The sequence below is a fragment of the Hydrogenobacter thermophilus TK-6 genome (genome assembly GCF_000010785.1).
GTDB lineage: Bacteria > Aquificota > Aquificia > Aquificales > Aquificaceae > Hydrogenobacter > Hydrogenobacter thermophilus.
In genome coordinates this window covers 1,559,239-1,585,422 of record NC_013799.1, presented here as the reverse complement: position 1 = coordinate 1,585,422, position 26,184 = coordinate 1,559,239, and the positions used below count along the sequence as shown (strand labels likewise).

23 protein-coding genes, 1 tRNA gene and 1 pseudogene are annotated in these 26,184 nt (G+C 44.1%); 19 read left to right on the top strand and 6 right to left on the bottom strand.

Going from position 1 to position 26,184, the window contains the following annotated elements; genetic code table 11:
• Position 1 precedes the first annotated feature (1 nt).
• From sreC to HTH_RS08735, 3 genes and pseudogenes are all read left to right on the top strand, one after another.
• On the top strand, positions 2 to 1,018 hold the full coding sequence (gene sreC, locus HTH_RS08745) for a DmsC/YnfH family molybdoenzyme membrane anchor subunit (RefSeq protein ID WP_012964364.1): 1,017 nt from the start codon (positions 2 to 4) through the stop codon (positions 1,016 to 1,018).
• Positions 1,019 to 1,029: 11 nt separating this feature from the next.
• Positions 1,030 to 2,049: pseudogene (nrdD, locus tag HTH_RS08740) on the top strand (anaerobic ribonucleoside-triphosphate reductase); the annotation flags it as partial.
• A 41-nt stretch (positions 2,050 to 2,090) separates the two neighbouring features.
• Positions 2,091 to 2,834 (top strand): anaerobic ribonucleoside-triphosphate reductase activating protein, encoded by a 744-nt coding sequence (locus HTH_RS08735; protein WP_012964362.1) that lies wholly within the window; start codon positions 2,091 to 2,093, stop codon positions 2,832 to 2,834.
• A gap of 4 nt (positions 2,835 to 2,838) precedes the next feature.
• On the opposite strand, the gene HTH_RS08730 is transcribed toward HTH_RS08735, so the two are convergent.
• Positions 2,839 to 4,128, bottom strand: a complete 1,290-nt coding sequence (locus HTH_RS08730) for a succinate--CoA ligase subunit beta (protein ID WP_012964361.1) — start codon at positions 4,126 to 4,128, stop codon at positions 2,839 to 2,841.
• 36 nt (positions 4,129 to 4,164) lie between these two features.
• Here HTH_RS08730 and HTH_RS08725 point away from each other — a divergent pair, with 36 nt between their 5' ends.
• From HTH_RS08725 to HTH_RS08705, 6 genes are all read left to right on the top strand, one after another.
• Positions 4,165 to 4,686 (top strand): KdsC family phosphatase, encoded by a 522-nt coding sequence (locus HTH_RS08725; protein WP_012964360.1) that lies wholly within the window; start codon positions 4,165 to 4,167, stop codon positions 4,684 to 4,686.
• Complete coding sequence (coaBC, locus tag HTH_RS08720; protein ID WP_012964359.1) at positions 4,683 to 5,852, top strand: bifunctional phosphopantothenoylcysteine decarboxylase/phosphopantothenate--cysteine ligase CoaBC; 1,170 nt, start codon at positions 4,683 to 4,685, stop codon at positions 5,850 to 5,852. Before HTH_RS08725 ends, coaBC begins: the two co-directional genes overlap by 4 nt.
• Positions 5,853 to 5,862: 10 nt before the next feature.
• Positions 5,863 to 5,935: transfer RNA gene (locus HTH_RS08715), tRNA-Pro, on the top strand.
• 248 nt (positions 5,936 to 6,183) lie between these two features.
• Positions 6,184 to 6,342, top strand: coding sequence for a hypothetical protein (locus HTH_RS09995; RefSeq protein ID WP_193768757.1), 159 nt, complete (start codon positions 6,184 to 6,186; stop codon positions 6,340 to 6,342).
• On the top strand, positions 6,323 to 6,610 hold the full coding sequence (locus tag HTH_RS09990; RefSeq protein WP_049763254.1) for a hypothetical protein: 288 nt from the start codon (positions 6,323 to 6,325) through the stop codon (positions 6,608 to 6,610). Before HTH_RS09995 ends, HTH_RS09990 begins: the two co-directional genes overlap by 20 nt.
• Before the next feature lie 113 nt (positions 6,611 to 6,723).
• A complete protein-coding gene (locus tag HTH_RS08705; RefSeq protein ID WP_012964357.1) occupies positions 6,724 to 7,176 on the top strand; it encodes a DUF4149 domain-containing protein in 453 nt (150 codons plus the stop codon).
• Here the strand turns inward: HTH_RS08705 and aroA are convergent.
• Complete coding sequence (aroA, locus tag HTH_RS08700; RefSeq protein WP_012964356.1) at positions 7,160 to 8,458, bottom strand: 3-phosphoshikimate 1-carboxyvinyltransferase; 1,299 nt, start codon at positions 8,456 to 8,458, stop codon at positions 7,160 to 7,162. The two genes, HTH_RS08705 and aroA, sit on opposite strands and share 17 nt — an antisense overlap.
• 19 nt (positions 8,459 to 8,477) lie before the next feature.
• Here aroA and HTH_RS08695 point away from each other — a divergent pair, with 19 nt between their 5' ends.
• From HTH_RS08695 to HTH_RS08675, 5 genes are read left to right on the top strand one after another with little or no spacing between them, the layout of a single operon-like run.
• Positions 8,478 to 9,788, top strand: a complete 1,311-nt coding sequence (locus HTH_RS08695; RefSeq protein WP_012964355.1) for a UDP-N-acetylmuramoyl-tripeptide--D-alanyl-D-alanine ligase — start codon at positions 8,478 to 8,480, stop codon at positions 9,786 to 9,788.
• A gap of 1 nt (position 9,789) precedes the next feature.
• Positions 9,790 to 10,377: a hypothetical protein gene (locus HTH_RS08690; RefSeq protein WP_012964354.1), complete on the top strand. Its 588-nt coding sequence runs from the start codon at positions 9,790 to 9,792 to the stop codon at positions 10,375 to 10,377.
• A gap of 47 nt (positions 10,378 to 10,424) precedes the next feature.
• Positions 10,425 to 11,738 carry a TolC family protein gene (locus HTH_RS08685; protein ID WP_012964353.1) on the top strand — a complete coding sequence of 438 codons (1,314 nt, stop codon included), beginning with the start codon at positions 10,425 to 10,427 and terminating at the stop codon, positions 11,736 to 11,738.
• Positions 11,735 to 12,850 (top strand): efflux RND transporter periplasmic adaptor subunit, encoded by a 1,116-nt coding sequence (locus HTH_RS08680; RefSeq protein ID WP_012964352.1) that lies wholly within the window; start codon positions 11,735 to 11,737, stop codon positions 12,848 to 12,850. Before HTH_RS08685 ends, HTH_RS08680 begins: the two co-directional genes overlap by 4 nt.
• Before the next feature lies 1 nt (position 12,851).
• Positions 12,852 to 16,088: an efflux RND transporter permease subunit gene (locus HTH_RS08675; RefSeq protein ID WP_012964351.1), complete on the top strand. Its 3,237-nt coding sequence runs from the start codon at positions 12,852 to 12,854 to the stop codon at positions 16,086 to 16,088.
• 3 nt (positions 16,089 to 16,091) lie between these two features.
• On the opposite strand, the gene HTH_RS10120 is transcribed toward HTH_RS08675, so the two are convergent.
• The 4 genes from HTH_RS10120 to glmS form a co-directional block, all read right to left on the bottom strand.
• Complete coding sequence (locus tag HTH_RS10120; protein ID WP_012964350.1) at positions 16,092 to 16,217, bottom strand: hypothetical protein; 126 nt, start codon at positions 16,215 to 16,217, stop codon at positions 16,092 to 16,094.
• A gap of 100 nt (positions 16,218 to 16,317) precedes the next feature.
• On the bottom strand, positions 16,318 to 16,530 hold the full coding sequence (locus HTH_RS08670) for a nucleotidyltransferase substrate binding protein (RefSeq protein ID WP_041309855.1): 213 nt from the start codon (positions 16,528 to 16,530) through the stop codon (positions 16,318 to 16,320).
• Entirely contained in the window at positions 16,515 to 16,787 is a 273-nt protein-coding gene (locus tag HTH_RS10205) for a nucleotidyltransferase domain-containing protein (RefSeq protein WP_148161807.1), read from the bottom strand. The genes HTH_RS08670 and HTH_RS10205 overlap by 16 nt, the downstream gene beginning before the upstream one ends.
• Before the next feature lie 15 nt (positions 16,788 to 16,802).
• Positions 16,803 to 18,581, bottom strand: coding sequence for a glutamine--fructose-6-phosphate transaminase (isomerizing) (gene glmS, locus HTH_RS08665; protein WP_012964349.1), 1,779 nt, complete (start codon positions 18,579 to 18,581; stop codon positions 16,803 to 16,805).
• Positions 18,582 to 18,600: 19 nt separating this feature from the next.
• On the opposite strand from glmS, the gene HTH_RS08660 reads away from it, so the two are divergent.
• The 5 genes from HTH_RS08660 (at position 18,601) to narG (ending at position 26,183) form a co-directional block, all read left to right on the top strand.
• Positions 18,601 to 19,389 (top strand): glycosyltransferase family 9 protein, encoded by a 789-nt coding sequence (locus HTH_RS08660; protein WP_014462656.1) that lies wholly within the window; start codon positions 18,601 to 18,603, stop codon positions 19,387 to 19,389.
• Positions 19,390 to 19,402: 13 nt separating this feature from the next.
• Complete coding sequence (locus HTH_RS08655) at positions 19,403 to 20,512, top strand: efflux RND transporter periplasmic adaptor subunit (RefSeq protein ID WP_014462655.1); 1,110 nt, start codon at positions 19,403 to 19,405, stop codon at positions 20,510 to 20,512.
• Positions 20,509 to 21,753 (top strand): ABC transporter permease, encoded by a 1,245-nt coding sequence (locus HTH_RS08650; RefSeq protein WP_012964346.1) that lies wholly within the window; start codon positions 20,509 to 20,511, stop codon positions 21,751 to 21,753. Before HTH_RS08655 ends, HTH_RS08650 begins: the two co-directional genes overlap by 4 nt.
• The gene (locus HTH_RS08645) at positions 21,753 to 22,421 is read left to right on the top strand and encodes an ABC transporter ATP-binding protein (RefSeq protein WP_012964345.1); all 669 of its coding nucleotides are present in this window, start codon (positions 21,753 to 21,755) and stop codon (positions 22,419 to 22,421) included. The genes HTH_RS08650 and HTH_RS08645 overlap by 1 nt, the downstream gene beginning before the upstream one ends.
• A 297-nt stretch (positions 22,422 to 22,718) precedes the next feature.
• A complete protein-coding gene (gene narG / locus HTH_RS08635; protein WP_012964344.1) occupies positions 22,719 to 26,183 on the top strand; it encodes a dissimilatory nitrate reductase subunit NarH in 3,465 nt (1,154 codons plus the stop codon).
• Position 26,184 lies beyond the last annotated feature (1 nt).

The window sequence follows — 26,184 nt, the reverse complement described above, 5'->3', positions numbered from 1 at the left end:
GATGCATCCACCGCTGTCGCTCATATGGTTTTTCCTTACAGCAGGCACATCTATAGGGCTTTTCAGCTTTATCTATCTTACAGATTTCCTGTCCCTCTTTGGTTTAAACACAAGCCTCCCCCCTAACATGATACTCTTTTCGTGCGTAATATCTTTGGTGCTTATAGCTCTTGGAGCCATTGGTGCAAGCTTTCACCTGGGACATAAGCTAAGGGCTTGGAAAGCCATAAAAAGATTCCACACCTCTTGGCTTTCGCGCGAAGCTGTCTTTAGCGGAGCTTATGGCTTTACACTGCTTCTTTATGGTGTTTCTTACTACTTTAACCTCCACCCAGCGGTACAGCACTTTTTTGGCATCTCTACCCTTTTATTAGGTTGGCTCTCTGCCTTTTCCACAGCCATGATATACGCCTCTAATAGGTTTGTGCTTGAGTGGAATACTTCCCTAACAGTACTTTATTACCTCAACATGTATCTTATGCTTGGCTCCTCTGCCTTTTTGGCTACAGCGTACCACTACAAGCCCGAGCTTATAAAACCCTATCTGCTCCTTGCTCTTCTGTTTGTATTCTTAGGGCTTGCGTTAAGAATTGCCTTCAATGTAAGACAGTTCTTCTTAAAAAGACCCACCATCAATGAAGCTTTGAACCTTCCCCACAACAGACCAGTAAAAGTGCTGGATACAGGCACCACCACCAACAATTACTGCACAGAGGAGTTTTACTACAGGCGTGGCAAAGAGATGCTCAGTTTTGTACTACCTTTAGCATACATCTTTACCTTTGTAATCCCCCTGATGCTTTTGCTTTACTCACTTATAAGTGCCAACTATAAGTATGCTTTTTACGCTCTTGCCTATGCCAGCCTTTTTGTAGGAAGTGCATTAGAAAGGTGGTCCTTCTTTGTAGAAGGTAATCATGTACAGAACCTCTTTTACGGGCTTTATCCTGAAGAAGGCTACAGGCTCAGAAAGGGCTACATGGAGAAGAAGAAAACCAAAATAAGTCTTCGTAGCTAATATTTATATATATGGACACAACAGAAGAAAAGTTGGCAAATATCATTAGAAATCTTGCTACCGAAGAAAGCAAAATAAGTGATGAGGACATAGAAGGTCTTATTTCTGAGGTAATAAGGCGCATTGGAAAAGAAAAGCTAAGCGAAAGAGAGATACTCCGCCTTTTGGAAGATGTAATTCTGGAAAGCCCTTTTAAACATCTTGCCAGGGCTTTTATACTCTATAGGAGCAATACACAGCTTGTTGAGAGGTACATAAACTTAGAGGATTGGGAAGTTAAAGAAAACAGTAACATGACTTACTCCCTTCAAGGGCTTAACTTCTACATAACATCGCATGCAAGCAAGGATTACTGGCTCAACAAAATATACGGGAGAGATATAAAGAAGGCGCATAAAGAAGGTGACTTTCACATACACCAGCTGCATGCCCTGAGCGTGTATTGCGTAGGATGGGATCTGTGGGACCTACTGGCTACCGGCTTTAGGGGTGTTCCCGGAAAAACCGAAAGCAAACCACCAAAACATCTGAGCTCTGCCCTAGGTCAGGTGGTTAACTTCTTATACACTCTGCAAGGTGAAGCTACAGGTGCGCAAGCCTTTTCCAACTTTGATACCCTACTTGCACCCTTTATAAGGTACGATAGGCTGGACTACAAACAGGTAAAACAGGCTGTGCAGGAGTTTATATACAATCTCAATGTACCTACAAGGACAGGTTTTCAGGCACCATTTACCAACCTCACCTTTGACCTGAAGGTTCCCGAGTACTACATGCATCAAGGTGTTTTGATAGGTGGAGAGATAAGGAACGAAACATACGGAGAGTTTCAGGAAGAGATGGATATGTTAAACAGGGCTTTCTTTGAAGTTATGATGGAGGGAGATGCGAAGGGAAGGGTATTTACCTTTCCTATACCCACATACAACATCACAAAAGATTTTGACTGGGACAATCCCAACTACGAAGGTTTATGGAAGATGACTGGTAAGTATGGCATTCCGTACTTTGCCAACTTTGTAAACGAAGAATTTAAGCTGAGAAAGACTTTCAGTAAGGAGAAAATGTCTTAATGATGAGGGATTATGAAGAACGTTCTTTAAAGGGAAAGACTCCTCACTGCCTTTTCAAGATAGGAGGCTTCCAAAGATTCACTCTGATAGATTATCCGGGTAAGGTGTCATGCATAGTGTTTACTCAAGGGTGTAACTTTAGATGTCCATACTGCTACAATGTGGAGCTTGTTCTTCCAGAGTACTTTGGGAAAACTATACCACAGGAGGAGATCCTTTCCTTCTTAGAACAAAGGGTAGGCAAGCTTGAAGGTGTAGTCATTACGGGTGGTGAACCCACCATACATGCGGGACTTAAGGATTTTATAGAAAAGGTTAAGAAACCTTCTTTTTCCGTAAAGCTTGATACCAATGGGTCTATGCCTGAGGTGATAGAAGAGCTTATAAAGGACAAGCTTGTAGATTACATAGCTATGGATATAAAAGCTCCTCCTGATAAGTATGAAGAGGTGGTGAGGGCAAAAGTAGACATAAAAGCTATAAACAGAAGCATAAACCTTATAATGAATTCTGGAGTAGATTACGAGTTTAGAACCACGGTAGTTAAAAACCAGCTATCAAAGGATGATATACTCAAAATAGCTGAATGGATAAAGGAGGCAAAGAGGTACTACCTTCAGAAGTTCCTTCCGGGCAAGACTCTTGACCCGGATTTTTCCAACAAAACCACTTACTCGGACGAAGAGTTCGCAGAGATACTTTCCTTTATAAAGGATAATTTTTCTGAATGTGCACTAAGGTGAGGGATTATATCCCCATGTCTTTAGCTTGTTCTTCCGTCAAGTGCCTGTCCTCGCTTTGCGCTGATGTGCATATGTCAAGCAACTCTTTTAGCCTTATGGGTGCCTCAGTCAGAGGTAGAGATGAGTCATATATTTCACCTTTTACCTTGCACTCTTTGAAGGCTTCGTATAGCATGCGAAGACCTTTCTCTGCTTCTGGTCCGTTTCTGCGTACTACCCATATCCAGTCAGGATTTAGCTTACCTTCCTTGTAAAGGTCCCTTATGGCGTTTGCCACACCTTCACCAAGAGTTACATCTATTCTTGTGTTATTGGCAGTTCCACCGCACACCAAAACACCTCTTATACCGGGTTTTGAGAGGATGATCTTGGTTATCTTGTACATCTTCTCAGCCGGTGGGTTTCCACCTATATCGGTGAAGTTGGCCGGTTTTAGACCGATGGCATAGGTAGTCTCTATGGTAACTGTAGAACCTCCACCTCCAAAGGTCATCATGGCAATATCGCCATCCACCTCCACATAAGAGCCTGCCTTTCCACGGTGGTCGTCCCTATCTATAAGTGAAGCTTCTATCTCTCTCTCTGTTGGGGGTCTCTTCATGGCAGTTCTTACTCCGTATATCTTAGAAGGTGGCACAGATGCATCATCGTCTATGGTTACCACCGCATCAAGGGCATAAACCTTTAGCTTACCATTTACATCACATATGGCAAGAGGGTTTATCTCCAAAAGCCTTGCTTCCGCTTCCCAGAAGGCTCTGTACATGTTGGATACAACTTCGGAAAGCTCCCTCAAAATGCCCATATATTCCTGAGGAAAGCCAAGCTCCAAAAGATAGTTTCTCACCATGTGGGGATAAAGCCCTTTGAGGGGGTTTATGGTCCAGCTTCTGACCTTTTCAGGAGGGACTTCCTCTATGTCCATACCACCTTCCAAGCTTAGGGTAAGCACAGGAGCTCTCACTTCCGTTGAATAGGTAATGGAAGCATAAAGTTCCTTAAGGATGTTTACCTTTCTTGCTACAAGCACGCCCACAGGCATCTCACCGTAAACGGGATAGTTAAGAAGAGCCTGCGCTGTTTCAATGGCACTTTGAGGGTCAGAGCATACCTTTACAGCTCCAGCTTTTCCTCTTTTGCCTACAAGCACCTGAGACTTTACCACGCACTCACCCAGCTGATTTACAAACTCCACAAGCCTATCGCTTACGCTGCTTTCAAACATATACTCAGGTGTAGGTATACCGTACTTTTTGAAAATCTTGTCGTAAGCTTCATACTCGTATAAATTCATTAGCTTCCTCCTGAGGAGTTATATTGAATATTATACATGGATCTGAGCGAAAGAGCTAAGAGGATAAAGCTTCTCCTTATGGATGTGGACGGTGTCCTGACAGATGGAAAACTTTATTACACGGAGAAGGGTGAGGAGATAAAGGTCTTTAATGTTAGGGATGGTTTTGGTATAAAGCTAATTCAGAAGGCTGGCATCAAGACGGGGGTAATATCTGGAAGAAATTCAAAGCCTCTCTTAAATAGGCTAAAAGAGTTAGGTGTTGAAGAAATACATTTAGGCTATAATGACAAATTACCACTTCTTGATGAAATACTGAGGAGAAATCAGCTGAGCTACGAGGAGATAGCTTTTATAGGGGATGATTATGTAGATGCGCCTGTTTTGATGAGGGTAGGCTTTCCCATCGTAGTAAGTAATGCACCAGAAGCCATAAAGAGGATAGCACTATACATTACAAAAGCCTCAGGTGGAGAAGGTGCAGTTAGAGAGGCGGTGGAGTATCTACTGGAACTCAGGGGTGAGCTTGACAAGATGCTAAAATATTATCTCCAATGACTAGGGTCCTTCTTGGTGTTTCTTCCAGCATAGCTATATACAAGGCTTGTGATCTTGTAAGAACTTTAAAGAAAAAGGGTTATCAGGTAAAGGTAATAATGACGCCCTTTTCGGAAAAGTTTTTAAGCAAGATGACCTTTGAAGCTCTAACAGGTTATAGAGTTTACTCCCAATGGGAAGAGGACCCTTTAGCTCACATAAACCTTGCACGGTGGTGTGATGTGTTTCTCATAGCCCCCTGCAGCGTAAACACCCTATCTAAGATAGCTCTCGGTATAGGTGATAATCTCCTTACCACCACAGTTTTGGCTTACGAGAAAAACCTCCTCATAGCTCCTGCCGGGAATGTATCCATGTGGACAAATCCCATAATAAAAGAGCATGTGGAGAAGCTAAAAAGTTTAGGACACATCATCATAGAGCCAGAGGAAGGCAAGCTGGTTTGTGAGGAGGAAGGGCAGGGAAAACTTGCCAGCGAAGAGAGACTGCTGGACTGGATAGAGTATTCCCTAAGACCCAAACCTTTAGCAGGTAAAAGGGTGCTCATCACCTGCGGTGCTACAAGGGAGTACATAGACGGAGTGCGCTTTTTGTCCAACTCATCCAGCGGTAGGATGGGGTTTGCACTGGCGAGGGTTTTTAGGTGGTATGGTGCGCAAGTAAAGGTAGTAGCCGGCTTTACAACAGCTCAAGAGCCACCAGAAACTCATGTGCAAAGGGTAGTATCCGCTCAAGATATGTACCAAAAGGTGATGGAGTTAAAAGACTGGGCAGACATAATAGTTATGAACGCAGCAGTCTCTGACTATATGCCAGAAAGGAAAGAAACGGGCAAGATCAAAAAGACACAGAGCCTTACCCTAAGGCTTGTGAGCACACCCGACATACTCTTGCATCTTGGAGAAAGAAAAGGAGATAAGTTACTTATAGGCTTTGCTCTGGAAGAAAGGGAAAATCTTCTGGAAAATAGCCGTCAGAAGCTCCGAAGGAAAAACTTGGACATGCTTATAGCCAATCCTCTTGAGGTGATGGACAGGGACTTTCACGAAGGGTATATACTTTACGCAGACGGCAGGGAGGAGAAGATAGAGTTTGGTGATAAGGTTATCTCCGCAGAGCTTATAGTCAAAAAGGTCATAAACGGTTTGCTCTCCAAGAGCCTATAATTTACTTATCCGGGGTGTGGCTCAGGTGGCAGAGCGTCGGCTTCGGGAGCCGAAGGTCAGGGGTTCAAGTCCCCTCACCCCGAAATTTTCCCAGTGTCAGAAATTCCAAAAAGGGGCAGTTAATATAAACACTAAGGAAAGTCAGGAGGTAAGAAAATGGGAGGACTTACCATTACCGTGATAACTTCTAAGGCATGAAGCTTAAACTACGGAGAGACTATAGGGAACGTGTCTACTCTTAAGAAGCTCACACGCGGGGACGGCTCTCAGCTAACCTTTGTCTCTGACAAAGCCCTCAAGTACGAGATAAGAAGAAGAAAAAGGCTGGCAGTTGCTTGATGAAAAGCTGAAAAAGTACATAGAAGGAAACCTTAAAAACTCAGAGCTTGATGTGGACGCTTTTGGAAAGGCTCTTGTCAAAGAATACCACGAATTTGACCTTTTTGGAGGGTTATTTACGAACTTAAAGATTGAGGACACAAAAAAATAAGAAAAAAGAAAAAGGTAATAAGGAAAGCCCGAGTGTTAAAAGAACATGGGCGGTTAAATTCACCTACGCTTTTTCCATATCTGAATTCTCAGGTGATATGAACTTCTTTCGGCTTAACGTTATAGTCCATATAGTAGGAGAAGAACAGCTTTTAAGGACCTTTAAAGGAGCTCTGGAGAGACCATCTGTATTTCTTTCTCTTGGTGGAGGTGAGTATCCTGCTCTGGTGAAGAATAAACTTCACCGGAAAGGGGATATACCCTCTTGAAAAATGTTGATAGAGTAGTATAATATTAATACAGGCAGTTGGGTTTCTAATCATCCGTGTGGAGTTGAAACATAAAATTATTGGACAAAGGAAAATAATGCTAATATATTACTATGGGTATAAAGGAGTTTATGCTCTTCCTTCACATAATCTTTGCAAGCTTTTGGGTTGGTGGAATGATCTTTTTAGTACTTGTGCTATCACCCTTTGTCAGAAAGCTACCTATTAGAGATCAGGCTTTTCAGGAGGTGGGTAGGCGTTTTAGTTTTTATGGAACTCTTCTGACACTGTTGGGGCTTTTTATAACTGGTCTTTTTAACATACATTACATACTTGGCTTTCCTAACTTGTTTAACTTCTCAAACCAGTATACGCTTACCCTTTGGCACAAAATAGGCCTCTTCTTAATAGTTGTGGTAGTTTCTCTTGTGCATGATCTTTACTTTGGAAAGAGAGCTTTAGAGAGTGGCTTTTATAGGATAATGGCTCGTATTCTGGGCTTTGTTAATCTTATTTTAGGACTTGCTATAGTTTATTTTGCAGTCGTTCTCAGGTTTGGAGGATGATCTTGTTTAAGTCTTCATAAAAGTTGGGGTAAGATACAGATACGCATTCGGGATTGTCTATGGTGGTTTCTCCTTCGGCTACAAGTCCTGCTACGGAAAAGGTCATGGCTATGCGGTGGTCTGAGTATGTCTTTATGTTAGCACCTTTCAGTTTTTCTACTCCTTCTATGTAAAAACCGTCTTGGTACTCCTCAATGTTGGCTCCCATGCTCCTTAAGTTTTCTACCACCGCCTTAATCCTATCACTCTCTTTAAATCTCAGCTCCTCCGCACCTTTTACTATTGAAGACCCTTCTGCTAAGGACATAACCAGAGCCAAAAGAGGTAGTTCATCTATCAAGGAAGGCACATCCTCTTTGGTTATGTTTAGACCTTTTAGTTTTCTCCCTCCCTCTACCACTATGTCTGCCACAGGCTCACCTGAGACCTCCCTAACATTGGCATACTCTACATAAGCACCCATCTGCCTGAGCTTTCTAAAAAAGCCGTCCCTTGTAGGATTTATAAGAACATCCTTAAGAATCAGCTGAGAGTCTTCCAAAAGAGTGGCAAGTGCTACAAAGAAGGCTGCGGAAGAAGGATCGGCAGGGCATAAGACTTCACAGCCATAAAGCTTTTGTCCTCCTGCTATTTTTATTATGTGTCCGCTACTGCCTTCTAACTGCGTGATATTAGCTCCAAAGAGTTTAAGCATCCTCTCTGTGTGATCCCTTGAAAGATACGGCTCGGTTATTTCTGTTATGCCTTCGGCTTTCAGACCTGCCAGCAAAAGGGAGGACTTTACCTGTGCAGAAGCACGCTTGTTAAAAAAGGATACACCCTTTAACTTGCCTCCTCTGACACATATGGGGAGTTTGTTCCCTTTTTCCCTTCCGTCCAGAAAAGCACCCATTTGCCTGAGAGGTTCTACCACCCTTAGCATGGGTCTGTTTCTGAGGCTTTCATCTCCAGTAATAACACTGAAAAACTCCTGTGTGGCAAGCACTCCCAAAAAGAGCCTTGCGGTAGTTCCCGAATTTCTTGCATCCAAAACATAGTCTGGTTCGCAAAAGTTAAAATCTCTGCCAGTAATCATAAGTTCATTTCCTTTTGTTTCTACTTTTGTCCCCAGCGCCTTAGCTATTTGAAGAGTTGCCAGCGTATCTTCCGAACTTAGCCAGTTTCTTATCACACTTTTTCCTTCTGCAATGGCGGACAGGATAACAGCCCTGTGGGATATGGACTTGTCGGAGGGGACTCTCAGCTCACCTTTTACCGACTTTGCTTTTTTAAGTTTGTACATTACATTAAGATTATAACCCATGGGAGAGTTAAGCGCGCGGGAGCTTGCCAGCATTTGCAGAGGAAAACTCTACGGAGAAAGCACCACCTTCTCAGGATTTTGCATAGACAGCAGGGAAGTAAAGGAAGGAAATGTTTTTGTAGCTTTGAGAGGAGGCAGGCACGATGGTCACGACTTTGCTCAGGAAGCTTTTTCAAGGGGGGCGGTGGGAGCAATAGTCCAGCGAGGGATAAAAGTTCCCAAAGGAAAGTTTTATGTGCTGGTGGATGACACGCTTGAAGCTTTAAGAAGAATAGCTCTCTATAGGAGAAGGCTATTTACTGGCAGAGTTATAGGTGTGGCTGGGTCCGCCGGGAAAACCACCACCAAGGAGATGATAGCCTTCTTGCTCTCAAAGATAGGTAAGGTATGTAAAACTCCAAAAAACTATAACTCTCAGATAGGTTTACCTTTCTCTATAGCTAACTTTGAGGAGGACTGCCAGTTTTGGGTGGTGGAGATGGGAGCAAGTCAGAAGGGTGATGTCAAAAACCTTGTAAAATTAGCAAAGCCACATGTGAGGGTAATAACCGCAATAGGTGAAGAACACTTGGAAACCTTTGGATGCTTGGATGATGTAATTGTGGGAAATGGGGAGATATTTGAGGATATGCAAGAAAGAGATGTGGCGGTTTTGCCCAAGTATGTATCCCACTGCTATGAGCTAAAAAATGTCATAACTTTTGGTGAGGGTGGAGACCTGCAAGCAACCAATATAAAGCTCAGCAAAGAAGGAATAACTTTCCAAGTGGAGGATGTTAGCTTGAGCTTAAGAGTCCCCAGCTTAGCCGTCTTAGAGAATGCCCTCTGCAGTCTGGGAGTTTTAAAGGCTCTGGGTTATAACTGGAAAGAGCTATCGCATCACCTTGCCAACTTTTCCCCAGCACCACAGCGATTTCATCTTATAAGGAAAGGGTCATTCTTGATAATAGATGATACCTACAATGCCAATCCACCTTCTGTGAGAAAAGCCCTCTTATCTCTATCTTTGTTTGATGGATACAGGATAGCTCTTCTGGGAGATATGCTTGAGCTTGGTCCCATGTCAGAAGCCTATCACAGAGAGGTAGGCAAACTCTGTGCAGAGCTTGGGATAGATGCGTGTATATTCTACGGCACACACATGCGCTTTGCTTATGAGGAATGCCTACGGCACGGCGTCCTTTGCTATCATAGCTCTTCAAAGGAGGAGGCTTTAAGATACCTGTCAAGTCTTATAAGAGAGGGAAGCGTTATACTTGTAAAGGGGTCAAGGGGCATGAAGATGGAAGACTTAGTGAGGGAGATATAACATGGAAAAATTAGGTTTATACTGGGAGAAGGAAGGAGAAAAAGTTACAGTAAGCTTTAAAGCTTACACCAGGAAGGTAAAGTCAGAGGGTGAGAAGCTACACTTATATCTAACTCCACTTTTGGACCGCTACGCCATCTTGGGAAGCACAGCAAAGATAAGCTGGGACGAAACCATCATACCTTGCAGGATAGTAGGGAAAAGTCAGAAGGAGATCATCCTCTCCATATCACAGGATGCTCTGAGCTTAGGAAAGATAAAGATCCCCATCACCAAGAAGCCTCCTCTGGTCTTTTTGAAAATGGGCAATCTGTTAAGACCTTTTGAAATGACGGATATGTCTGAGGATAGCTTTACTGTTCGTGTTACCGGCTACCACGTGATAGAGGAGCTTACAGATAAAACCATCAGATTCCGTATGATCCTTGATGAGCATGAGCAGATTGAGGGTGAAGCTTGGCTCCTGAGCCTTTTAGAGGATGGTGAAGGGAGACTAAAAGCCAGCTTAAGTATGGTGCCAGATGGAGAAGGTAAAGCCAAGGTCAGAGATTATTTACACAAGACAGTGAGAAGGCTCCTGCTTGGTTGAAATTTTAAGAATATTAGAATATAATTATATTGCTCTACGAGGTTAGCATGATGAAACTGCTGCTGGTGCTGGTTTTTGTAGCTGTGGCTCAGGCTGGAGAGCTAACACTGCAAGAAGCTATCCGTCTTGCATTGGATAATAACCTTGAGATAAGGGCTTTTAGGAACGAGATAAAAGCTGGTGAGCTGGAGCTCAAAGCTGCAAGGGGAGGATACTTTCCCAAGATAAAAGCTGAAGAGATCTTTACCAGAACGGACATACCTGTTTATGCCTTTATGTCTAAGCTAAACCAAGAGCGCTTCAAGATGGAAGACTTCAATCCAGCCAAGCTTAACAATCCTTCTGCCATAAATAACTTTGAGACCAAGCTGAGCGTAGAGATTCCCATCTGGCTGGGAGGGAAAGTCCAAGCTATGGAGAGGGTAGCATCCCATAACCTCTCTGCCTTGAGGGAAGAGTTTGAGAGAAAGCAGGACGAGGTGGTTCTTAGGGTTTATCATGCTTACATGGATGCAGTGCTTTCCAAAAACGCCATAAAGGTGAGCCAGCAATCAGTAAAAGATGCACAGGAGCATGTAAGGCTTGCAGAAAGTATGCAAAAGGTAGGTACAGCTCTGCTGTCTGATGTGCTAAGAGCAAGAGTTTACCTTTCAAAAGCGGAGGAGTCTCTTGAAGCTTCAAAAAACAACTACAACATATCCAGAAAAGCCATTGAGCTTATAACCAATAAAAAGCTCGGGGAGTTTGATGTGTCAGATATGGATAGCTGTCCGGCGGTTGATGTGGAAGAGATAAAGAGCATGGCTTTGCAAAAAAGACAGGACATAAAAGCCCTGCAAGAGAGAATAAAGTCTCTGGAGCAAAGCTACAGGCTTGCTCTTTCTGACAACTTACCTCAGGTTTATGCCTTTGGCTCTTACTCTCTATATAGCAAAAGTGCGCCTTTGGGGTCAGACGGTAGCGGTTATATGGTGGGTGCGGGCATATCTTGGAGTTTTGACACAGGCCTTTCTACGCTCAGAAAAGCACAGTCATATCTTGAAATCAAAAGGTCTCTGGAGGAGAGGCTAAAGCTCTTACAATCATCGGTGATCTTTGACATAGAAAAAGCCTACGCCAATTACCAAAACGCTCTGCACTCTCTAAGGTCTGCAGAGGAGAGGATAAAGGCAAGTGAGGAGGTGCTCAGGGTCATAGAACTAAGATACAAAGTAGGGCTTGCAAGGATAGTAGACCTTCTTGATGCTCAAACGGAGCTGGATAAAGCAAGACTTGAGAGGGTACAGGCTTTGAATGCTTGTCAGAAGGCATATGCCGACCTTCTTTACGCAGGAGGCTTAATAAGGGAGGTGCTAAAATGAGAAGATACATAAAATACATAGGCTTTTTGGTAGTTATCTCCCTTGTTGTGCTTTGGTTGGCGGGTGTTTTCAGCCACAGGGAAAGGACTTTTGAGGTGGAGAAAAAAGCAAAAACCGTAGAAGGTTTAAAGATAGGCAAGGTGGAAAGAGCTCAAGAAGTTCAGGTGGGTTATGTGGGCAACATAGTGGCGGACCATGTAGCTGAGATATCCACCAGAGTTGCAGGAAAGATTACAAGCGTGAGAGTAAAGGAGGGGCAGGCTGTAAAAAAGGGTCAGATTCTTCTTACTTTGGACGCTTCTGATATATTAGCCCAAGCCAGCGCTGTAAGTGAGCAGGTAAAGCAGGCGGAAGAAGCATACAAATCTGCAATTTCTAACTACGAGGCTGTGAAAAAGACTTATGAGAGGTACTTATCCCTTCTTAAGGAAAATGCCATAACTCAGCAGGAATTTGACCAGATAAAGGCTCAGTATGATGCTGCAAAGGCTCAGGTGGAGCAGGCAAAAGCTGGTATAAGAGCGGCTCAGTTCCAAAGGAAGGCAGTTGTTTCCAACTTGGATTACACAACAATTAGAGCGCCTTTTGACGGGTATGTGGCTCACAAAAAGGTGGATATGGGAGATCTCGCAGGTCCTGGCACTGTGCTTTTGGTTATAGAAAGACCCCCTTACAAGCTGGAGGTTAACCTGCCCGAGAAGTATGTGGGCAGGATAAGAGTGGGAGATGTTTACCCCGTTTACATAGATGCCTTAAACAAGACTGTGCAGGGAAGAGTCTCTGAAGTTTCTCCTTCAGTTGACCCTATAACCAGGACATTCCGAGTAAAGCTGAGTTTAGAATCAGGCGATTTGAAGAGTGGCATGTACGCCAAAATGCTCATATCGGAGAAGTTAAGCGTAATCTTGGTGCCAGAGAGCGCCATCTTTAGAAGGTTTGACTTCACTGGCGTGTGGGTAGTAAAACCTGACAACACTCTGGAGCTTCGCTTTGTAAAGCTTGGAGAGAAGAGGGGCAACATGGTGGAGGTGCTTTCGGGTCTTAGTGGCGATGAGAGGATAGTTGTAGATGGTATAGAAAAAGCTTGCGATGGGTGTAAGGTAGGAGGATAAGATGTATGGGCTTGCGGGAAGACTGGCCAACTACTTTATAGACTCCAAGCTCACTCCTGTGCTGGTGCTAGTCTCTCTTGCACTTGGTTTATTTGCTGTAATCACTACTCCAAAGGAAGAGGAGCCTCAGATAGTGGTGCCTATGATAGACATATTCATAAGCTATCCAGGTGCAACACCTGAAGAGGTGGAAAGGAGGGTGGTCACACCCCTTGAGAAAAAACTCTGGGAGCTAAAAGACATAGAGTACATATATTCCGCATCTTCAGAAGGTGGTGCTGTTGTAACAGCAAGGTTCTATGTGGGAACTGATCCCGTAAAAGCTCTGGTAGATTTAAACACCAAAATGATGTCTGCTATGGACCTGGCACCACCTGGCGTTATGCTTCCACCTCTTATAAAACCCAAGTCCATTGACGATGTCCCTATACTAACACTTACTCTCTGGGGCAAGCCTTACGACTGGTACAGTTTGAGGAGGATAGCTTCAACGGTGGAAAACGAGATAAAGAAGATAAACAATGTAGCAGATGTGTTTTTGGTAGGAGGCAGATCGAGGGAGATAAGGGTGATACTTGACCCTGCAAAAATGGCCGCATATCGTATCTCACCCCTTTATGTAGCTCAGGTTATAAAGAGTGCTAACGCTCAAGAAGTTAGCGGGAACTTAACCCAATCCAACAAAGTATATCAGATAAGAACCGGTGAGTTTCTAAAGTCCAAGGAAGATGTAGAAAACATACTTATAAGCGTAGTGGATGGAAAGCCTGTTTATCTTAGGGATGTAGCCACTGTGGTGGATGGTCCTTCTGAGATAAAGGACTATGTGCTTATGGGTTTTGGTCCCAAGGCTGAGGAGAAAGGTATACAGGGAGTTAAGGAAGGAGAGCTATATCCAGCGGTGACCATTGCAGTATCCAAAAGAAAGGGCACAAATGCGGTAAATGTTGCACAAGAAGTCTTAAAATTGGTGGACCATCTTAAAGGTAATGTAATCCCCAAAGATGTAAACATCACAGTTACGAGAAATTACGGAGAGACGGCAAAAGAGAAAGCGGATGAGCTTTTGGAGCATCTTTTTATTGCCACCTTCTCGGTAATACTGCTAATAGCTGTAGCTCTTGGCATCAGAGAGGCAGCTGTAGTAGGTGTGGCGGTGCCCATAACTCTTGCCATAGCCCTCTTTTTGAGCGAGATGTATGGTTTTACCCTAAACAGGGTCACACTGTTTGCTCTCATATTCGCCATAGGTATACTGGTGGATGACGCTATAGTAGTTGTGGAAAACATACACAGGTGGTTTGAGCTAAAACTTGCAAAAACACCAAGGGAGGCAATAGTCAGAGCCACTGACGAAGTAGGAAACCCAACAGTATTGGCAACCTTTACCGTTATAGCGGCACTTATGCCAATGGCTTTTGTAAGTGGACTTATGGGACCATACATGAGACCTATCCCTATAAATGCTTCTGTTGCCATGTTTTTCTCACTGCTGGTAGCTTTCATAGTGACCCCTTGGGCTTCTTACAAGTTTTTAAAGCACGAAGAAAACCACAAAAAGCAGGAAATAGACATAAAGAGCACCACCTTCTGGAAAGTTTATTCCAAAATTATGCTGCCCCTCATAGTTAGCAAGCCCAAAAGGTATGCCTTTTACGGTTTTGTCCTTCTGCTTATGGGACTATCTCTTAGCCTATTTATTACAAAGACTGTAGTGGTAAAGATGCTCCCCTATGACAACAAGAGTGAGCTTCAGATAGTTCTTGATATGCCAGAAGGCACCCCCATAGAGAGGACTCTTGAGGTGGCAAAAGCCATAGGTGATTATGTGTCAAGACAGAGCATAGTAACCGATTATCAGATATATGTAGGTACCGCTTCGCCCTTTAACTTTAATGGTCTTGTAAGACATTACTATTTGAGGCAGAGTAGCAACATGGCAGATATTCAAATAAATCTCATAAACAAGCATGAGCGGATAGAGCAGTCCCATGACTTTGCCAAGAAAATAAGACCTATGGTGCATAAGATAGCACAGCAATACGGAGCTAAGTATGTGGCTGTAGTGGAGGTCCCACCCGGTCCACCGGTGCTTTCCCCCATAGTGGCGGAGGTTTACGGACCTGACCTTAAAGAGCAAGAGAGGTTTGCTAAGGAAGTCCTAAGGGTCTTTGAGGAAACACCTTCCATAACGGATGCAGGTATATACCTGGAAAAACCAGCGCCTATGATAAGGCTCGTCGCAAAGGAGGACAAACTTAAGCTTTCGGGTATAAGCAAAGAAGAGCTGGTACTCACCTTAAGAGCGTTGATAGGAGGTTATCAGGTGGGCTTACTTCAAAGCACAGATACAGAACATGTGCCTATAGTGATAAGGTTTGACGAAAAGTACAGAACCTTGGAGCTTTTGAAAAATCTCAAAATTCCAAACAGAGAGGGCAAGCTTATACCTCTTACGGAGCTGGTTGAGATAAAAGAGGATACAAGGCCGGTTACCATTTACCACAAGAACCTCAGAAGGGTTATATATGTGATAGGTGATGTGGCAGGAAGGGAGGAGGCACCTTTTTACGGTATACTGGATGTGAGAAAAAAAGTACTTAGCCTTCCAAATCCCTACGGAAGCGTAAAAGAGCTTTGGATGTCCTTGCCACTTATAGAGGACAGTATATATGTCAAGTGGGACGGTGAGATGCATATCACCCTGGAAGTTTTCAGGGATTTGGGTCTTGCCTTTGGTGTGGCTCTTTTTGCCATGTATGTGCTTATCCTCGGATGGTTCAAAGACTTTAAGATACCGGGGGTCATAATGGCACCTATTCCCCTAACCTTAGTGGGTATCGTGCCGGGTCACCTTTTGCTTGGTGCTTTCTTCACCGCCACATCCATGATAGGTTTTATAGCCCTTGCTGGCATTATAGTGAGGAACTCCATACTTCTTGTGGACTTTGCCGAGGAAAGGATAAAAGATGGTGTGCCTCCACACTTAGCTGTCGTTGAGGCAGGAGTTATAAGGACTCGCCCCATACTGCTTACAGCTGTTGCAGTTATTGTGGGTGCTTTTGTGATTCTCTTTGACCCAATATTCAATGGTCTTGCCATATCTCTAATATTTGGCACAATAGGATCAACCACTCTCACCTTAGTACTTATTCCCATCATGTACTATGCATCAAAAGTAAAGAAGCTTGCGGTAGTGCCATCACCTGAGGAGGTACAGAAGGACATACTGAGATGATGGTTATATGTAAAAGTCGTAGGCTTTCTCTTTAAGAAGTTGCAGATTTATCTCAGCCCAAAGGGGAAAGTCCTTGTCGTAAAGCTCCTTTAACTCCCTAAATGTATGACTTTCTAAGGACTTAGACAAGATTCCTTTTGAGCTTTTCTACCGCAACCCTCATAAGCTTAGCGTAAACCTCCAGTTTTTTAAAAAGATATTCCGCAATATCCTCGTTATAGGTGTGATGTTAAGTTCCTGTCGTCAACCATCTGAAGGAGTTCTTTGCTGTCTTAACAAGCTTCCAGAATATTTCAAAGGTAAATTCAAATCCCTGAATGGAGGAATCTCTCAGAAGTGAGTAGAGTTTTGTATGCTTCTTTTCTTGCGTAAGCTTCAGCGCTTCCATTAATCTCTTTACTGCCTTTTCAAAATACCCTAACTGTTTTAAAAGCTTATCCAAAGTTTGCCCTCCTTCAAAACTAAATTCCTGAACTCTTCCCCTACTCTTGACAGGTCAACAACGTCCACAGAAAAAGGAAGGTTTGACTCCTCTAATAGTTCCCTCAGAAGAAAAAGTTCATAACCTATTTCCTCCTCAGAAAGAAACCCAAGGTCAAGGTCGCTTCTTGGCGTATTTTGTCCTTTTACTCTTGAACCAAAGAGGTAAACTTTTACCTTCTTGCCTCTTTTCTTAAATCTCTGTTCATGGCCTCCTATTATACACTCTTAAAGTTATTCAACGGTGACAGTTTTTGCCAAGTTCCTTGGCTGGTCCACATCAAGCCCCAGGTGGTCGGCTATGTAATAAGCAAAGAGCTGTAGGGGAATAACCGTCAGGAAGGGGGTAAGATCCTCGTCCACCTCTGGCACACCTATTAGGTCTTTTGACACTTTCGTTAAAGTTTCGTCATCCCTAAAGCCTACGCTTATCACTGATCCCCTTCTGGTAAGCACCTCCTCTATATTGGAAAGTACCTTCTCGTAAACCCTATCCCTTGGTACCACCACCAAGACGGGCATGTTTTCATCTATGAGAGCAATAGGTCCGTGTTTCATCTCACCTGCGGGGTACCCCTCCGCGTGTATGTAAGAGATCTCTTTGAGCTTTAGCGCACCCTCCAAGGCTACAGGATAGCTCAGGTACCTTCCCAAATAAAGCATGTTCTTTCTGTTGGCATACTTGAGAGCTACCTTTTTTATCTGCTCAGCTTCTCCCAATACCTCCTCCATCATGTGAGGCACACTGGATAGTTTCTCCATAAATCTGTCTCTATCGGGCAGATGAGATACAGCAAGGCTGTAAAGGACAGCAAGCTGAGATGTAAAGGTCTTTGTTGCTGCAACGCCTATCTCGGGACCTGCGTGAGTGTAAAGAGTGTAGTCAGACTCCCTGTCCAGGGCACTACCCATCACATTCACCAAAGATAAGACGGTTGCACCCTTCTCCTTAGCTGAAAGGGCAGAGTAGCGCGTGTCTGCTGTTTCACCAGATTGGGATATGGCTATTACCAGGTCTCTTTCGCCTACAGGCACATCTGCGTATCTGAACTCAGAGGCATACATGACCTCCACAGGTGTCTGAAGGTACTTGTTCATCCAGTAGCTTCCCACAAGACCTGCGTGATAGGATGTACCGCACGCCAGAATGAGTATTCTTCTAAAGTCTCTCAGATTAAAGGGCAGAAGGTAATCTCTTGATACATAACCCTTTATTGTATCTCCCACCGTTCTTGGCTGTTCAAAGATCTCTTTGAGCATAAAGTGTTTAAACCCTCCCCTTTCCGCAGATATTATGTCCCATGGAACATTTATAGCCTCTTTTACTATTCTGTTTCCTTCAGCATCGTATATGTCAACGCTGTCAATTCTTAGGTCTACTATCTCCCCATCGGACAGTGGTATTATGTGCCTTGTAAAGGGAAGAAGGGCTGGAATGTCCGAAGCCATAAAGTTTTCGCCATCACCTATGCCTACCACCAGAGGGTTGCCGTATCTTACACCGACTATCCTGTAAGGTTCTCTGTTGGTTATGACACAAAAAGCGTAAGAACCCTTCAGCTCAGGTACCACTTTAATTACCGCTTCAAGAAGATCACCTTGATAGTAAAGCGATATAAGGTGTGCTATAACTTCCGTATCCGTCTGAGATTTAAACTGTATGCCTTGCGCCTGAAGCTTCTCTTTTAGCTCTCTGTAATTCTCTATAATGCCGTTATGCACCACTGCTATCTCACCCGTTGAGTCAGTGTGAGGGTGTGCGTTTATCTCACAAGGCTCGCCATGGGTTGCCCACCTGGTATGCCCTATACCTACAGTAGCCTTAAGAGGTTTGCCCCACAAGCTTCTTATCAGCTCCCTTATCTTACCCACCTTCTTTTCTACAAATATGCGCCCGTTCTCTATGAGAGCTACACCAGCCGAGTCATAACCTCTGTATTCAAGCCTTTCCAAACCCTCCAGCAAAACCAACACAGCGGGATTTTTCCCCGCATAACCTATGATGCCACACATAGGAATAAATTATAGCTCTGTGATACTCTTTTACAGAAGAGGTGGGCTTGGTGATACACTGCTTACCTTTCCTGTGCTGGAACTGCTGAAAAAGAGGGGGGAGAGAATCTTTGCTGTAGGCAACACGGATTACCTCAAGATAGCCAAAGAATTGGGATGGGTTGATGAAGTGCACTACCAGATACCTGAGAGAGAGTTTAGCAAGGTGATAAGCATAAGCGTAGATGGTAATATAAAGCCCTTCCCAGATGAAAGAAGGTGGATAGTTGAATATTACCTTAAATCCCTTGCTCTGGATGGCAATTACTCTCGGGTGCTGAACCTTCCCACTCTTCGTGATAATCCCCTCATGGATAAAGCTGTTTTACACCCTTCAAGCGGTTCCATGCGGAAAAATCCAGACATAGCCCTTTTTTTGAGGATAGAAGAGTATCTTAGAAAGCACGGTTATGAGGTTGTATATCTTGTGGGAGAAGCTGACGAGTGGATAAAAGGGTATGTGTCAAGGTTTGTTCAGATGAGCGACCCTTTAAACATGGCAAAAGCCCTAAAGGGTGCAAAACTATTCGTTGGCAACGATAGCGGAGTGTCTCATCTGGCATCTTATGTAGGACTTCCCTCCTTTATCTTTTATGGACCTACAGATGTAGTAGTTTGGAAGCCAATAGGAGAAAGGGTTTTTCAGATAAGTCTAAATCTTGCCTGCTCTCCATGCTTTCCCAATACATGCAAAGAAAGAGACTGTTTAAACAAAGATAGGCTTTTTAACAGCTTTGTTGAAGCTATAAAAAGCCTTTTACCGCTTTAAAATGTTATCTTCTATGAAGAGGATACTATTTCCCATAGGAGTTATACTCACAGTTAGCATCCTCCTGATATTATTTAACAGAAGCAACAATGTTAAGGTCTTCACAGTTGAGGAAAAACCTATAAAGAAGGTGATTTATGCCTCGGGATATGTAAAGCCAAGGAACTATGTGGTAATAAGATCAGAGGTATCTGGTTATGTCAAAGAGATAAGGGTCAAAGAGGGAGATAAGGTAAGGAAAGGAGAGATATTAGCTGTTATGGATGCAGGACCAGTTGAAGAATCCTTAAGGGAGGCACAAGAGAGGTTGAGGTTATCACAAGAGAGACTCAGGGAAGACTCAGACTACAGAAGGAGCCTTGAAAAGCAAGTGGAAATAACAAAGAGGAATATGGAACAAGCACAGAGATACCTTTTCAGAAGGGAAAGCCTTGCACAGAGGGGACTAATACCCAGAGAGCAGTACGAAGAGGCAAAAAGGTCTTACGAAAATGCCAAAAGTGAGTATGAGAAAGCACTGACAACATACAGAGATAGCATTAAAGCTCTTGAATCGGAGGAGAGGTTCCTTAGTGCGTCTGTAGAGAGAATAAAGAAAGAGCTGGACAAATACTACATAAAGAGCCCCATAAATGGTGTGGTGCTAAACAAGTATGTGGAGGTGGGAGAGTACATAAATCACATAAGTCAAGATAACAAACTCTTCAGCGTGGGAGAAAGTGATGCAAAAGAGATAGTGCTTAATGTAGATGAAGAGTACGCTTCTTCTATAAAAAGTGGTATGAAGGTTTATATCTCTCTTGATGTTTATCCCGGCAGAGTTTTTGAAGGTAGATTGGTGCTGATAGAGGGAGAGATTAACAAGAATAAAAAGACCCTTGAAGTAAAGGCTGTGGCTGATCTTCCCCCGGAAGTGCCTGCCAACGCCACAGTTGAGGCTAACATACTTGTAGAGGACAGAAAAGCTCTCGTTATACCCAAGTCGGCATACAAGAACGGCTTTGTATACAAGTACGAAAAAGTGAGAAGGGTCAAGGTTCCTGTCAAGGTGGGTGAGGAAGTCAACGGTTATCTTGAGGTTCTGGAAGGTTTGAAAAAGGGGGATAAGGTGGTAGTAGAATGAATTACATTATCTTTATAGCCTACAAGCTTCTCCTTGAGAGGAAAAGGCAGACATTGGTGTCGGTAAGCGGTGTTGCCATAGGAGTTGGTGCACTAATAGTTATGAGTTCCCTTATGTTTGGCTTTCAAAACTACTTTATACAGCAGGTTATAGACTTGGAAGCGCACATAAGCATAAAACCAAAAGAGTATGCGGATGAGGAGAGAATAGTAAAGATGGTCCAGCCTAATGCGCTGTGGAAAGTCTACTCCAGCAAGCCCAAAGAAGAGGACAAAATAATAGGCTGGAGGGAAATACTCAGAGACATAGAAAAAAGGGAAGATGTGGTAGGAGTGGCTCCACACTTAGTGGTCAGAGGCATACTAAAATACGGAACCAAGGAAAAACCAGTTACGCTCATAGGCATAGACCCGGATATGGAACCAAAGGCGTCGGTTATACAGAGATTCCTTGAATACAAAAGGCTTGAAAGTCTAAAAACCAATAAGGATGCTGTAATATTGGGTAAGCTGGTGGCTAAGGACCTGGGAATAAGAGAAACTGGAAGGAAGGTGATTTTAGTGCTTCCCAACGGGCAAACCTATCTTCTTAAGGTGGAAGACTTCTTCAATTCGGGTATAACCAACATAGATAATACGAGGGTTTATATGCACATAAGAACCTTGCAGGCACTTATGGACAGAGTAGATGAGGTTAATGAAATAGTGATAAAAGTCAAAGATGTAAACCAGGCACAGAAAATAGCTTTGGAACTTCAGAAGAGCTTAAAGTATGATGTGGAAAGCTGGCAGAGGGCGTATATAAACTTTCTTCAAATATTCAAGATACAGAATCTCATAACTTACATGATAGTGTTTGCTATACTAACTGTCTCTGCCTTTGGCATCTTTAACATAATTATGATGACGGTTCTGGAAAAGAAAAAGGACATAGCCATACTCATGGCGATGGGATACACCAGAAGGGACATTCTCCTTTTGTTTCTTGCTCAGGGATTTATAATAGGCTTCTTGGGTGCGGTCTTAGGGTTCCTTCTGGGATATGGGCTTCAGGAGTACCTTTCTTCCGTAAAGCTTGAAGTGGAAGGTCTCATAAGGACTAAGGGTTTTATACTGGATAGAAGCCCCCTTTACTACCTGTATGCCTTTGTATTTTCCATATTCTTCTCTTTCATGGCAAGCTTTTATCCCTCTTATAAAGCAAGCAAGCTAAATCCTGTGGACATCTTTAGAAGTGGCTGATGGTGCTTATAGAGCTTGTTGATGTTAAAAAGCGCATAAGAAATGAAGAGATACTAAAGGGTATAAGTCTTAAGGTTTATGCTGGAGAGTTTCTTTCTATAATAGGTGCTTCCGGGTCGGGGAAAAGCTCCTTACTCTACATAATGGGGCTCTTGGACTTTCCTACGGAAGGCAAAGTGTTTTTCAAGGGGCAAGAGATAGAAGGCACAAAGGGAAAGCTCATCTCCAAGATAAGAAACGAGAGCATAGGTTTTGTTTTTCAATTTCATTACCTTCTTCCCGAGTTTACGCTTTTGGAAAATGTCATGATCCCCATGCTCAAAAGAGGCATAGACAGGCAAGAGGCTGAAGAGAAAGCTCGCCAGCTACTCCAAAGGCTGGGTCTTGGTAAAAAGGAAATGAGGAAGATATACCAAATATCAGGAGGAGAGATGCAAAGGGTTGCCATAGCAAGAGCCTTAGCCAATGACCCTGAGGTAATACTGGCGGATGAACCTACAGGCAATCTGGACAGCAAAAATACACAGATGGTTATGGAGATCTTTCAGGAAATAAACAGAGCTGGGACAGCAATAGTTATGGTTACCCACGAGCTTTACCTTGCGGAAAGAGCGCATAGAATAGTGGAGATAAGGGACGGAGAAGTAGTAAGCGTGAAAGCGAGCTGACTTTAACTGTTACTTTATAAAACTGAGCCCGTTTAAAAAATCTTGAGAAAAAACCTCTCCCTCAGAGACCTGGAAGAAAGACTAAAAGAACTCTTCCCAAAAGTCCCTGACTTTACCACGCTCCTTTTATTGTGTCTTTTGCTTTTGAGAGCTATGGCACGCCTGGAAGCCTTGGGAGTGCGATATTGGGAATTTTTTAAACAGTCTCTTTACTTCTTGACAAATTTATAAGAAAAACTTATATTGATTATAAGTGATCTAAGTCAGTAAGTGAGTATTCAATTCAGGAGGTGAGACATGAGCGACCTCACGAGAAGGGACCTTTTAAAGATGGGAGGGCTTTCGCTTACCGCCATGCTAAGCCCCTCCTTTGCCTTCAGGGTTATGGAGCCTGTAGTTAGGGTAGAAAACCCACTTGCCTACTACCCCAACAGAGACTGGGAGAGGTTCTACAGGGACATATTCAAGTCAGAAGCCACTTTTACCTTCCTCTGCGCTCCCAACGATACCCACAACTGCCTGCTTACCGCTCATGTGAAGAACGGTGTTATAACGAGGATCGAACCCACTTATAAGTTTGGAGAGGCTACGGATATCTATGGACTGAAGGCTTCTCACAGGTGGGACCCAAGATGTTGCAATAAAGGTCTTGCTCTTATGAGGAGGTTTTACGGAGACAGGAGGGTGAAGGGTCCCATGGTCAGGAGGGGATTTTACGAGTGGTACAAAGCAGGCTTTCCTCGTGATCCCATTACTGGCAAACCTCTGGAAAAGTACTTCCAGAGGGGGAAAGACAAGTTCATAAAGGTTACATGGGACGAGGTGGCGGATATAATAGCCAAGACTCTGATAAACATAGCTACCACTTACAGCGGAGAAGAGGGAAGGAAGAGGCTTGAAGCCCAGGGACACTATCCAAAGCCTATGCTTGATGCAATGGAAGGTGCGGGAACGAGGGTGTTAAAGTTCAGAGGTAGTATGCCTTTCCTTGCGGTTGTAAGATACACATCACCATACAGATTTGCCAACATGATGGCATTACTTGATAGCCATATAAGGGGTGTGGGACCTGACAAAGCCCTTGGCGGAAGAGGATGGGACAACTACGCCTTCCACACGGACCTTGCACCAGGACATCCTATGGTCTCTGGTCAGCAGAATGTGGAGTTTGATCTCTGCATGTGGGAGCATTCCAAATTAATAATCCTCTGGGGTATGAATCCCTTCACCACCAAGATGCCAGACTGCCACTGGCTCACAGAAGCAAGGATAAAAGGCTCAAAGGTGATAGTCATATCCAACGACTACTCGCCTACCGCGAGAGCCTCCGACGAGCTTATAGTGGTAAGGACTGGAACGGATACGGCTTTAGCCCTTTCTATAGCTTATGTAATAATGAAGGAGAAACTCTATCAGGAGCGGTTCGTAAAGAGCTTTACCGACATGCCCCTGCTTGTCAGGATGGACAACGGAAAGGTACTGAGAGCGAGGGATATAATACCCAACTACCAGCCTCAACCCTTGCAAAAGGCGGTAGTCTTTAAGCCCGGAGAGACACTCCCACCCTTCTACAAGCAGGACAAACAGTACATACCGGAACCCATAAGGAAGGGAGACATGGATGACTTCGTGGTATGGGACACTAAGAGCAACTCACCCAAGGTGATAACCAGAGACCATGTGGGAGAAGATTTCTGGAAGCTCGGCATAGACCCGGCTCTTTACGGCACATACAGGGTAAAGACCGTTGAAGGCAAAGAGGTGGAGGTAAAGCCCCTCTTTCAAGTTTACCTTGAGTTCTTTGAAAAGAGCTACACACCCAAACAGGCGGAGGTCATAACAGGTGTTCCAGCAAAGAAGATAGAGAAGCTTGCCAGGGAGATAGCTTCCCATCCGAGAAACATGAAGCTTGCGCAGGGTATGGGGGTGAACCAGTACCAGCACGCGGACCTGAAAGACAGAGCCATGTATATGATATGCGCTCTTACGGACAACATAGGGCATGCTACCGGAAACATAGGTTCTTATGCAGGCAACTTTAGGCTCGCCCTCTTTAACGGTGCGCCCCAGTATCTTGCGGAAGACCCCTTCAACATAGAGCTTGACCCTGAAAAGCCTGCTAAAGTGAAGTTTTATTGGAAACCCGAGTCCGCTCACTACTACTCTCACGACGACCATCCCCAATATATGGGAGAGCATCTGATAACGGGAAAAACCCACATGCCTACACCCACCAAGTTTGTGTGGTTCGTTGATGCCAATTCTGCACTCGGAAACGCCAAATGGCAGTATAACATCATCATGAACACCCTTCCCAAGATAGAGTGCATAGTAACCAACGAGTGGTGGTGGTCCATGACCTGCGAGTATTCGGACATAGTTCTCGGTGTGGATGCGTGGAACGAAAACAAGTACTGGGACATAGCCGGCTCTGTTACAAACCCCTTCGTTTACGTGTGGCCCAAAACCGGGCACAGAAGGTTTTTTGATACTAAGAACGATGCGGAAGCCTTTGCCATCGTAGCAAACAGGCTCAGTGAGCTAACGGGAGATGAAAGATTCAGAAATTACTGGAAGTTTGTGCTGGAAGGTAAGCAAGATGTGGTTTATGTGCAGAGGGTCATAAATGCTTCCTCCAACCTGAGAGGCTACAGGCTTGAGGAGATAGCCAAAAAGGCTCACGAAGGTATACCGTCCCTGATAATGACCAGAAGCTATCCCAAGTATGTGGGAGAGGACCAGACAAAGGAAGGCATGCCTTGGTACACCAAAAGTGGAAGGCTTGAGTTTTACAGGGAAGAGCCGGAGTTTATGGATGCTGGAGAAAACCTCCCCGTTTACAGAGAGCCCATAGACTCCACCCATCACGAACCTAATGTGATAGTGGCAAGACCTCACCCGCTTTTAAGACCTAAAAAGCCAGAGGACTACGGCTTAAGTGCGAAGGATGCTCTTTTAAGCACCGAGTGGAGGCAAGCAAGAAACGTTCTTGTATCACCGGAAAAGCTTCCCAACACCAAACATCCTCTCATGGTTACCGTCGGTGCTACCCACATAGTCCACACGCCCAAGTACAGACACTCAGCTCACACAACTACAGGAGATACAGACATAATAGTGCTGCTCTTTGGACCCTTCGGGGACATATACAGGCACGACAAGAGAATGCCCTTCGTGTCAGAGGCTTACATAGACATAAACCCCAAAGACCTCAAAAAGATGGGGATTCAAGATGGGGATTATGTGTGGGTGGATGCGGACCCTCAGGATAGACCTTTTGCTGGCTGGCAGAAGAGACCTGAAGACTACGAGGTGGGAAGGCTGCTTCTGAGGGCAAGAGCCTCCAACAACACACCTCCGGGATGTGCCAAGATATGGTTCAACATGTACGGTTCCTCCCACGGCTCTGTGAGAGGAACTAAGGAGAATCCCAACGGACTTGCCAAAAATCCGAACACAGGCTACCAGTCCCTTTACAGAAGGGGTAGCCACCAGTCAATCACCAGAGGCTGGTTTAAGCCTACATATCAAACGGATACCCTTGTCAGAAAGAACCTCATGGGTCAGATAATAGGCAAAGGTTTTGAGCTTGATGTACATGGACTTATAGGAGCACCGAGGGAAGGCTTTTGCAAGATAGCCAAAGCGGAGGACGGAGGCATAGGCGGTAAAGGTGTGTGGAGACCTGTAAGGCTTGGCTACAGACCCATGACAGCCAACGAAATGCTCAAAAAGTATTTAAAGGGAGAGTATGTAAAGTAAG